The organism is Amycolatopsis sp. CA-211722, from assembly GCF_056828465.1.
Genome location: NZ_CP184752.1, coordinates 3804469 through 3814182 on the forward strand (window position 1 = coordinate 3804469; position 9714 = coordinate 3814182).

The window sequence follows — 9714 nt, forward strand, 5'->3', positions numbered from 1 at the left end:
CGTCGCCGCCCGCCAGTGGGAGGTAGCTTGATGTACACCCCGTCCGCACGACCCGTTCCGGTGGCGCTGAACCCCGGCGACCCGGTCCGGGAAGCGGTACTCGCCGCCGCCACCGCCCGGCTCGACCAGGAATTCGGCGATCGGGTGCAGGTGGCCGTCGAGCAGCTCGACCGGCTCGGTCCCTGGGTGTTCCTGCAGGGGACGATGCGCGGCACCGAACCCGGCCGTTCGTACTACGCCGGCACCATCTACGAGAACAAGCGGGCCGACGGCGTCATGTCCGACGTCTACGTCGCCCTGCTCAAGAAGAGGAGCGAGACGAACGTCGACGACGACGCCCGGTCCTGGCGGGTGGCCAACTGCGCCATCGGCCCGACCGACGTCGCCTGGCTGACCTGGCCGGACGAGCACGAAGTGCCGCAGGAGCTCTTCGGCTTCTGAGCCGCTACGGGACCCAGTCCGGCAAGGCGCGGGCGATTTCGCCGGCGGAGGGCATCAGGGCGATCTCCCCGGCGATCGCCCTGGCCGCGTCGCGATGGGAGTTCCGCCCCAGCAGGCTCCCGAGCTGCTCGGCGATGGCTTCCGCGCTCGGTTCGCCGGGGTGAAGACGCAGCGCGGCACCCGCCGCGCACAGGGCTTCGGCGTTGGCGAACTGGTCGGCTCCCTGCGGAAGGAGCAGCTGCGGGACGCCGGCGGAGAGCGCGCCGAGTGTCGTGCCACTGCCGCCGTGGTGCACCACCACGTCGACGTGCGGCAGCAGATCCGCTTGCGGGATCCACGCCCGCACCGTCACGTTGTCCGGCACGGCGCCGAGTTCCTCCGGGCGGACCCGGCCCGAGGCGACCACCACGTCCACGCCGAGCGGGGCCAGCCCGCGGATCACGGTGCGGAGAAGCTCCGGCGTGCCGAAGGTGGTGCCGAGCGTCAGATAGACCAGCGGGCGAGCGGACTTTTCGACGCGCCACGGGGGCACCGCGGGTTCCGAGTAGGGCACGGGGCGCAGCGGAATCCGTTCGGCCGTCGCGAGGAAGCCCTTGTCCTGCAAGGATTGTGGGCAGATGTCGAGATGCGGCCGGTCGGGCCGATCCGGCGGCTCGAGCCCGATTCCCTCGGGGAACAGGCGGCCGAACCCGTGCCAGAGGCCGGGGATCCCGGCGCGCTCCGCGGCGACGGCCACCCCGGGGAGTCCCCATTCGTGCACGACGAGGTCGGGGCGCAGCCGGGCCAGATCCGCTTCGAGATCCTCGGCGTAGATCTCGTAGAACGCGTCCGCCGGGCGAAAAGGCCTCAGACCGTTCTCGAGCAGCGGCGGGTGGACGTTCTCTCCGGCGGCGAAACGCACGTCGTGCCCGGCATCCCTGGCGGCGATCGCGAGCGGGATCAGCGGATAGGTGTGGCCGACCGACGCGAGGCTGGCGAAGAGGATCCGCATACGTGTCCATTCAAGATGTTCGGAACAGATGTTGAGAACATCTGAACGGTAGCACAAGGGCGAACTCGGACAAGTGACCTACATTTCTGCGCTAGCGGGAAGGCCTGGTGCGCGTCGCCGCGACGGGCTGCGGATCCGCCAGCAGCACGATCATGTCCAGCGCTCGTTCGAGGTCGCCGTGGGCGCGCACCGGATCCGGGTTGGCCACGTACTGCAGGATCAGGCCGTCGACCGAGGCCAGCGCGAGCCGGCCCAACGTGTCGAAGCCGACGGCGCAGCGTTCGCCGGCGGCGATGGCGGCCTGCTCGCAAAGCCTGGTGACGAGCGAGATGTAGGCGTCGTACTGGGATCGGGCGAGGTCTGGTGTTTCGCTCCGCAGCGAGTAGTTGGACAGCTCGTACTGCATGATCTGCAACCCCACGTCGCCCTCGACGAGTTTGTCCCAGAACGTCGTGATGCCTGTCCGGAGCGCGTGCTCGAAGCCCCTGTCCGGGTCGAGGCCGCTGCGCAGCGCATCGGAGATGTCGTCGACGACCGTGCCGATGACCGCGCGCAACAGCTGGTCCTTGCTCGGGAAGACGTAGTGAAGGGTGCCCAGCGAGATCCCCGCTTCGGTGGCCACCGCGCGGAGCGTGGTCCCGGGTACGCCGATCCTGCTGAGCACCCGTATCGCCGCGGTGACGATCTGCCCCTCGCGTTCCGCCGCCTTCACGTAGGCCATCCGGCTTCTCCTTCGTCGGTCGTGCCCGAGTTTCGCATATCGGCCCTTGTGCGGGGCGGACGCCTGTCCTACTTTAAGTCGGACAACCGACCGACAAATTGGGGAGTCTGCCGTGCACACTGTCGATGTCGTCGTCATCGGAGCGGGCCTCGCGGGGTTGACGGCCGCTCGCGCGCTGACCGGCGCCGGACGCACGGTCGCCGTGCTGGAGGCACGGGACCGGGTGGCGGGCCGCAACCTCGGACACGAGCTGGTCAACGGGGTTCCGGTCGAGCTGGGCGGCCAGTGGATCGGCCGGACCCAGACCGAGGTCCTGAAACTGGTCGCCGAGCTGGGCCTGGAGACGTTTCCGACTTACGACGACGGAGCGGGGGTGACGGTCTACAACGGCAGGCGCACCACCTACACCGACGTGACCTTCGGGCTCTCCGATCAGGCGGTGCTCGAAGTCGGCCGGATGAAGTTCGAGCTCGAGGCGCTGGCCGAGACCGTCTCGCCCGCCTCGCCGTGGACGTCACCCGAAGCCGCGGAGCTGGACCGCAAGACCCTGGACGAATGGCTTCGCGCCGCCACCGGCGACGCCGAGGCCCTCGCGTTCTGGGGAGCCGTCGTCCCCGCGGTGTTCTCCGCGGAGCCGGCGGAGATGTCGTTGCTGCACTTCCTGTTCTACGTCAAATCCGCGGGGTCGCTGGACGTCCTCGTCGCCACCACCGGCGGCGCGCAGGAGTTGCGCGTCGCGGGCGGCACCCACCTGATCTCCGAGCGGCTCGCCGAACGGCTGGGCGACGTCGTCACCCTCGGGGCGCCGGTTCGCGGTATCGCCCACCACGCGGACGGCGTCGAGGTGCGGTACGACGGCGGGCGGATCGCCGCCCAGCGGGTGATCGTGGCGATCCCGCCCGCGCTGGCGGGGCGGCTGCACTACGAGCCGCCACTCCCGGCGGCGCGCGACGGCCTGACCCAGCAGATCCCGATGGGCAGCGTGATCAAGGTCCAGGTGGCCTACCCGGCGCCGTTCTGGCGCGACGCCGGGCTCAACGGCTTCGCGTTCAACCTGGACGACCCGCTGTGCGTCACCCTGGACAACTCGCCGCCGGACGGCTCCTGCGGCGTACTCGTCGGCTTCTTCGAGGGCGCCCACGCCCGCGAAGCCGCCCGCCTGTCGCCCCGGGAACGCCGCGAGGCCGCGGTGGCCACGCTGGTGAGGCAATTCGGGCCGGAGGCGGCGGAACCGATCGACTACGCCGAACAGAACTGGATGGAAGAGGAGTACACCCGGGGCTGTTACGGCGGCCGCCTCGGCGCGGGCGTGTGGACGCAGTACGGTGCCGCGCTGGCCGAACCGGTCGGGCGTATCCATTGGGCGGGCGCGGAGACCTCCGACATCTGGAACGGCTACATGGACGGCGCCGTCCGTTCCGGGCAGCGCGCGGCGGCCGAAGTGCTCTCGCGTCTGGAGCGGTAGACGCGGGGAAAACCGGCGGCCGGGTGGAGTCCCGGCCGCCGGTTTCCCCCGGTGTCAGGGGCGATAGATCTCCTTGACCGTGGTGATCTGGTCCTCGCCGTTCACGCTGATCCGCGCGAGCACCGGGTTGCCTTCCCGCAACTGCCGGATCAGCTGGTCCCTGCCGCACGGCAGGCTGCCGTGGCCCTCGTCGTCGATGGTGACCGATTCGCCGGGGCACAGGGTGGCCGCGCTGAACACCTCGGCGCCCTCGTGCAGCGGAAGCCGGTACGTCCTGCCGCCGGGCTGCTCGGCCGTCAGCTGGAAGCGGGCCATCCGCAGGTTGGCGTCGTATCCGGTGAACTGCACCCCCTGGGTGGTGTTCGGAAACTTGCGGTTCTGCTCGACCGGTGCCGTCCCCGTGCCCGCGGGCCTGGTCTCCAGTCGCAAGGAGCTGTTCGGCACGCCGCAGACCACCTCGGTCCCGGATTCCGTCAGGCGGGCACAGGTCCATTTGCCCTGGACGTCGAGCACCCGCTCACCGGGGCCTTCGGCCTCCGGCAGTTTCCCGTAGTACTCGGTGATCACGTTGTACGCCTCGGTGCAGCCCGGCGTGGTGCCGTCGGTGGCGGCCACCGCGATCAGATCCCTCTTCGGCCGCCCTGGTGCGCCGACCTGGCCGCCGTGCTCGCTGCAATTGACGTCTCCGCCGGACGGCTCGGCGCCGGAACCTCCGGCGGCCGCCCCCTGTCCGCCGCCCGCCTGAGCCTGTTCGACGGCCGCGTTCTTCACCGGAGAACCATTTCCCGCGACATTGTTCCCGCCGCACGCGGAAAGGAGTGCGGTGGCGGCCAAAGCCCCGCCCGCAATGGCTGTTTTGATGGTCTTCTTCGCGGTGAATTTCATTTCAGTGCCCCTCTCGCATCCCTTTTTCGAAGCTTTGCCCGGAAGACGCCGGACGCGAAACGGGGTTGCTTCGAAAAGCCGGTGCGGCGAAGGGCTGCCCGAAGGTCCGGACCGCCGTGTCCCCGAGGGCACGACCTCGGATCGTCGCGCAACCTCCCCGGCGCGGGCCGCCGGGGAGGTCGCGAGACCGGCTACGGGATGACGCGGTTGCGCAGGTTGTTCGGGTACGGGCCTTCGCCGTGGATGTTCAGCTCGTTGCCCACCTCGAAGCTGTAGTACGGGTGCGAGCTGAAATAGCTGTCCAGATTGGTGCCGCCGAAACAGATCAGATCCGCGCCGCCGGCCGCCCTCGGCCCGTTGCACAGGCTGAGCGTCGGGTACCGGAAGGAATCCAGCGGCCGGAACCCGGCACCGCCGGGGCCGGGAACGGGCAGGTGCCCGATCAGCCCGCCGGGGTCACCCGGCCAGTTCGACTCGACGGGCTGCCGTCGCCCGTCCGCGAACAGCACACCCTGGATGTTCCGGCCGGGCGGTTCGGTCTCCAGCACGGTGCCGGCGACGAGCGCGCCGAGACTGAACCCGACGATGTAGACCTTCGTTTCGAGGTCGCAGCCATAGGTGACATAGAGGTTGTAGAGCGCTGTCCGGAGATTGGCGACGCCGGCGTCGACGTCGGCGTAGAGATTCACGTCGCCGGCGCCGTTCGGATACGGAATGCGCACCGGGTCGGCGCCGCCGGGGGCGAACGCCCGGTCCAGGAGTTTCTGTGCCCCACCGTCCTGATAACCCGGTACGACGAACATGACGGGCCCGCAGGGGCCGTCGGGCCGCGCGGGCGCCGCCTGCGCCGCGCCCGATCCGGCGATGGCACCGGCCAGGGTGACGACGGACAGGACTGCGGTCGCGAGCAGACGTGCTCCGGTTCTTTTCATCGGTCTCTCCCCACTGTCGGGTTTACCCGCCGAACGCTAATGAGCGCCGATGAAATACCGATGAAATGCGAGGAATCGCGGCCGCCGTAACCACTTTTGGGTGAAACTGTCGTGATGGGCTCAAGTGGTGAGCTCAGGCCTTGGTGTTGATGCTGACGGGCCGGGAACCGGTCCGGGGGACGCCGCCTTGGAGGGTGGAGGAAATGCCGACGCGGGTGGAACAATCGATGACCTGGTAGTGCAGGTGATAGTCGGTGGACGCCCCGGTGGTGCCGGACCAGCCGACGACCCGGCCCTGCGGGACCCAGGTGCCCGCGTTGTAGATGGCCCGGTTCAGATGCGCGTAGTGCGTGCAGGTGCCGTTGGAGTGCCGGATGATCACCTCGATACCGTTCTGCCAGTACGGCGACCAGTCCGAGACGAGGATTCGGCCGCCCTGTGCGGCGGAAACCTCGTAGTTGGCGGGGAGGGCGAAATCCCAGGCGTATTCGTTGTAGGGACCGGTGTGGGAGAACGTGCCCTCGGGCCCCTGGGTGACCGTGTACGCCTCACCCGCCGGGAACGGCAGTTCGTAGTAGTGGTTCGCGGCCGAAGCCGTGGCCGAGCCGGTGAGTGAAAGGCCGGCCGTCATCAGCGCGACGGCCGCGATCGTGCCCAGCCCGCGTCGTAGCGCTTTTCCGTTTCCGCCCATGATTCCTCGCTTTCCGAGCGGTCAAGCCCTGTCGTCGGCAGGGCGCTCCTGACTAAACAGGCAGGCCGTGGCTCGGACAATGGTGCGTTCAGGGCTTGCGCGGAGGCGGCGAAAGGGTTATCGAGGACTACGTGTCCCGTCGGCCGGCGCGACCGGACCTCGGCGTGGATGGTCCACAAAGGACGCTAAGCTGCAACGGGTCCGGTTCGTGTTGCGAAAGCCACTTTCGCAACCTCCAACGTTGCGAAAGTGGCTTTCGCAACACCTCACCTTCGCTGGGCTGACGGTGCGTCCGCTGTCCTTTGAGGACGGACGTGGCCCGATCGCGTCACCGGCGGCCGGCGTTCAGGATGACGAGGAACTGGCCTCCGCCCGGCTCGACTCCCGCGGTCACCGGCAATCCCGGTACCAGGCGGGAAAACCGGTCTTCGAGCCACTCCGCCGCCTCTTGGGCGTCTTGCTCCGTCGGGCAGCGGGCGACCAGTTCGCGGCCTCCCTTGCGCTCCAGCCGTCCGGCGACGGTGATCAAGGGCGCGGGTTCGGCCACGTGCAGACGGTCCGGCCAGGCGATGACCACCTTGACCGCGCCCTTGCGGGTGTTGCACCCGCGATGCGCGAGCCGCTCGGGGATCTTGGCCTTCCGGTCGGCGGTCCGGCTGTCGACACTGGGGCCGCGCGGGTCGTTCACCGACATGTCCGGGTCGACCGGTTCGTCGCACACCCAGCAGCGCCAGCCGTCGCGCTCGGCCACGTCATCGAGAAGGCTCATCCGGTCAACCTAGCCTGCCGCTCCGCGCGTTCACCCGGGGCGCGGGTGTCGCGAAAGCCACTTTCGGGACATCGGATGTCCCGAAAGTGGCTTTCGCGACGTCGCCTACTTCGTGCAGTGGATCCCGGCTTCACCCCGGTACATCACGAAGCTGATCTTCACCGAGTACAGGTGGATGGTCACGCACTGGTCGGGCGTGTACCCGTAGGCGGAGGCGTGGTCGTAGGCCTGCTGCAACGCCGTCCGCTTGGCCGAGGCCGACGTCTTCTCCACGGTGGTCCCGAGGAACGCTCGGGTCTCCGCCGCGCTCGCCACCCCCGGCGCGAGCGTCATGAGTCCCGCGAGGACCACGGCGGCCCCCGTCGCGCGGGCGATCGTCCTGTTCATGCTTTCCCCTTTCAGCGCTGGCAGTAGAGCCAGACGGTCGCGCTGTAGTAGTAGAAGTGCGACCGGACGTCGGACGCGCGGACGTAGCACTGCGAGTCCAGCCAGTTCGTGTTCCGGGCGTACAGCCGGGCGACCTTTTCCGCTGACCCGATGGCGTCCGACGGGCCAGGGCCGATGCCCGTGGCGTAGAAGTCTCCGGTTTCCACGGCGAGTGCCGGCGTCGCCGACACGGTCATCGCGGCGGCCGCCAATGCCGCCGCGGTCAGCAACTTCCTCATGGGAACTCCCCCTCCTGGGTCGTCAGCCAGAATCGACTGACTCCCTTCAGTCATTCATCTCAGCTAACGTATCGACCGTAAGGGACTGTCCGAGCTCATGTCAACTCAAATGAACGTATGTCTTGCTGAGATTCATCTCAGCTAATGGAGGTGAAGATGACCGAACCACGGGCGACCACGCTCACCGACCGGATCGACCGCCTCTTCCAGGTGGTCCGGCGGGCAGGCGGCGAGCAGTACAGCCACGAAGAGGTGGCGCGGGCCTGCCGGGAGAGCACCGGCGAGTCGTTTTCCGCCGCCTACCTGTGGCAACTGCGGACGGGCCGCCGGGACAACCCGACCAAACGCCATCTCGAGGCGCTCGCGGCGTTCTTCCAGGTGCCGCCCGCGTACTTCTTCGACGACGAACAAGGGAGGGCTCTTGCCGAAGAGGTCGAGTTGCTGGGAGCGTTGCGCAACACCGCGGTGCGCAACCTGGCGTTGCGCGCGGTGACGCTGTCCGAGGAGGGGCTCGGCACCGTGACCGACATCGTCGAGGCGATCAAGCGGCGCGAGTCCAGGCGTGACCAGGGGGAGTAGTCATGTTCGGCAGGAAGAGCGCGCTCTGGCGCAGATGTGAGCGGATCGCGGCCACCGTGCGGCTACCGGAACCGTTCGACGTCACCACGTTGTTCGGCGAGGTCGCGGCGATGCGCGGGCGGCCCATCGAACTGGTGGCGCTCGAGGCGCGGCCGGGGGCGCCGTGCGGGGTGCTCGCGGCCACCGACCGGGCGGACTACGTGTTCTACACGCGGGACACGTCCCCGTTGCACCAGCGGCACATCCTGCTGCACGAGCTCGGCCACCTGCTGTGCGGGCACGTCGAAGGCGAGGTGCGGCCGGAGGCGATCGCCGCGATGGTCGCGCCCTCGCTTTCGGTGGACCTGGTCCGCCGGGTCCTCGGTCGCACCACGTACGCGCGGGAGCAGGAGAAGGAAGCCGAGCTCTTCGCGTCGCTGCTCATGCGCCGGGCCGTGACCGCCGGACCGGAATCCGACCGGCTGCGCCACGCCCTCGGTTCATGATCAGCTATCTGTCCGCCGCGCTGCTGGCGGCGATCGGCCTCACCCGGCTGATGGCCGTCCGCGCCGGGCCGAGGCATCTGGCCACGTTCTTCCTCAGCATGGCGGCGGGCCTCGCCCTCTCCGCCGACGCCACGGTCCGGTTCCTCGGCGACGAACTGCTCCCGCGGCTGGTCACCAACGCGCTGCAACTGCTCGCGATGCGCGCGCTGGTCCAGCTGGTCCGCAGCACGCGGTCACCGGAGAAGCGGACACCGTTCTGGCCCATCCTGCTGTGCTGGGCGCTGATGGTCCTGTGCTACCTGGACATCGCGCCGCATCGGCTGGAGGTGGGCACGCCCGCGTTCCAGTGGCGGTGGAGCGTCGTCGCCTACCAGGTCGTCCTCACGACGTACGGGGTCACCTGCCTGGTGATGTTCACCCGCACGCTGGTCCGCAGCGCCGCTGTCCGTCCACAAGGGACGTTCCGGACCGGGCTGCGGATCCTGGTCTGCGCCGCCGTCGCGTCCATCGTGTGGGTGCTGTTCTCCGGGCTTCCCTCGCTGTGGCTGGAGATCACCGACCTCGCGGACCTCGATTTCCTGCCGCGCGCCCGCCTGGTCGGCCTCTGCGCGATGGTGCTGTGGGTCGTCGGTGGCCTGTTCACCACCTGGGACGGCGCGCTCCGGCTGGTGCGCGCGTGGCGCGGGATCCGGGCGGTGACACCACTGTGGAAGGAACTCGTCGCCGCGCATCCGCAGATCGCGCTGCCGGTCCGCCACGACCTCGAATTCACGTTGTACCGCAGGATGATCGAGATCCGGGACGGCCTGCTCGCGTTGCGGGCGCACGTTCCGCCGCAGCTGGGGGACTGGCTGCGCGCCCCGGTCGACGAACCGACGCGCGCCGCCGCCGAACTGGCGGCGGCGCTGGTGATGCGTGAAGCGGGCCGCAGCTGGCCGAACCATCCGGCGGGACCGCAACCCACGGTGCGGGACGAAAGTGCCTGGCTGAGCGCCATGTCGTCCGCGTTCACGAATTCCCGTGTCGTGCGAGAGGTCCGCGAGCGCGCGCTGGCGGAGGCCGCGACCCTGTCCTGACGGCGCCGGCCCCC

13 protein-coding genes are annotated in these 9714 nt (G+C 69.2%); 5 read left to right on the top strand and 8 right to left on the bottom strand.

What is annotated here, in order from left to right; all coding sequences use genetic code 11:
• Positions 1–30: 30 nt before the first annotated feature.
• Positions 31–441 carry a hypothetical protein gene (locus ACOCEP_RS18630; RefSeq protein WP_482338779.1) on the top strand — a complete coding sequence of 137 codons (411 nt, stop codon included), beginning with the start codon at positions 31–33 and terminating at the stop codon, positions 439–441.
• A 4-nt stretch (positions 442–445) separates the two neighbouring features.
• Here ACOCEP_RS18630 and ACOCEP_RS18635 read toward each other — a convergent pair whose 3' ends face one another.
• Positions 446–1432 carry a glycosyltransferase gene (locus ACOCEP_RS18635; RefSeq protein ID WP_482338781.1) on the bottom strand — a complete coding sequence of 329 codons (987 nt, stop codon included), beginning with the start codon at positions 1430–1432 and terminating at the stop codon, positions 446–448.
• A 91-nt stretch (positions 1433–1523) separates the two neighbouring features.
• The gene (locus ACOCEP_RS18640) at positions 1524–2153 is read right to left on the bottom strand and encodes a TetR/AcrR family transcriptional regulator (protein ID WP_482338782.1); all 630 of its coding nucleotides are present in this window, start codon (positions 2151–2153) and stop codon (positions 1524–1526) included.
• 112 nt (positions 2154–2265) lie between these two features.
• Here ACOCEP_RS18640 and ACOCEP_RS18645 point away from each other — a divergent pair, with 112 nt between their 5' ends.
• Complete coding sequence (locus ACOCEP_RS18645; protein WP_482338784.1) at positions 2266–3618, top strand: flavin monoamine oxidase family protein; 1353 nt, start codon at positions 2266–2268, stop codon at positions 3616–3618.
• Between the two features lie 54 nt (positions 3619–3672).
• Here the strand turns inward: ACOCEP_RS18645 and ACOCEP_RS18650 are convergent, their stop codons facing one another.
• The 6 genes from ACOCEP_RS18650 to ACOCEP_RS18675 all read right to left on the bottom strand — a co-directional run bounded on the left by ACOCEP_RS18650 (position 3673) and on the right by ACOCEP_RS18675 (position 7560).
• Positions 3673–4503, bottom strand: a complete 831-nt coding sequence (locus ACOCEP_RS18650) for a hypothetical protein (protein WP_482338786.1) — start codon at positions 4501–4503, stop codon at positions 3673–3675.
• Positions 4504–4694: 191 nt separating this feature from the next.
• On the bottom strand, positions 4695–5435 hold the full coding sequence (locus ACOCEP_RS18655) for a hypothetical protein (protein WP_482338787.1): 741 nt from the start codon (positions 5433–5435) through the stop codon (positions 4695–4697).
• A 133-nt stretch (positions 5436–5568) separates the two neighbouring features.
• On the bottom strand, positions 5569–6126 hold the full coding sequence (locus ACOCEP_RS18660; RefSeq protein WP_482338789.1) for a M23 family metallopeptidase: 558 nt from the start codon (positions 6124–6126) through the stop codon (positions 5569–5571).
• A gap of 328 nt (positions 6127–6454) precedes the next feature.
• Complete coding sequence (locus ACOCEP_RS18665; protein ID WP_482338791.1) at positions 6455–6895, bottom strand: hypothetical protein; 441 nt, start codon at positions 6893–6895, stop codon at positions 6455–6457.
• A gap of 105 nt (positions 6896–7000) precedes the next feature.
• The gene (locus ACOCEP_RS18670) at positions 7001–7282 is read right to left on the bottom strand and encodes a hypothetical protein (protein ID WP_482338792.1); all 282 of its coding nucleotides are present in this window, start codon (positions 7280–7282) and stop codon (positions 7001–7003) included.
• An 11-nt stretch (positions 7283–7293) separates the two neighbouring features.
• A complete protein-coding gene (locus tag ACOCEP_RS18675) occupies positions 7294–7560 on the bottom strand; it encodes a hypothetical protein (RefSeq protein ID WP_482338794.1) in 267 nt (88 codons plus the stop codon).
• 156 nt (positions 7561–7716) lie between these two features.
• Here ACOCEP_RS18675 and ACOCEP_RS18680 point away from each other — a divergent pair, with 156 nt between their 5' ends.
• Genes ACOCEP_RS18680 through ACOCEP_RS18690 form a run of 3 tightly spaced genes read left to right on the top strand, consistent with a single transcriptional unit; the run spans position 7717 to position 9700 of the window.
• Positions 7717–8139, top strand: coding sequence for an XRE family transcriptional regulator (locus tag ACOCEP_RS18680; protein WP_482338796.1), 423 nt, complete (start codon positions 7717–7719; stop codon positions 8137–8139).
• Positions 8140–8141: 2 nt separating this feature from the next.
• Entirely contained in the window at positions 8142–8624 is a 483-nt protein-coding gene (locus ACOCEP_RS18685) for an ImmA/IrrE family metallo-endopeptidase (protein WP_482338798.1), read from the top strand.
• A complete protein-coding gene (locus ACOCEP_RS18690) occupies positions 8621–9700 on the top strand; it encodes an MAB_1171c family putative transporter (protein ID WP_482338800.1) in 1080 nt (359 codons plus the stop codon). The genes ACOCEP_RS18685 and ACOCEP_RS18690 overlap by 4 nt, the downstream gene beginning before the upstream one ends.
• The last annotated feature ends 14 nt before the right edge of the window (positions 9701–9714 follow it).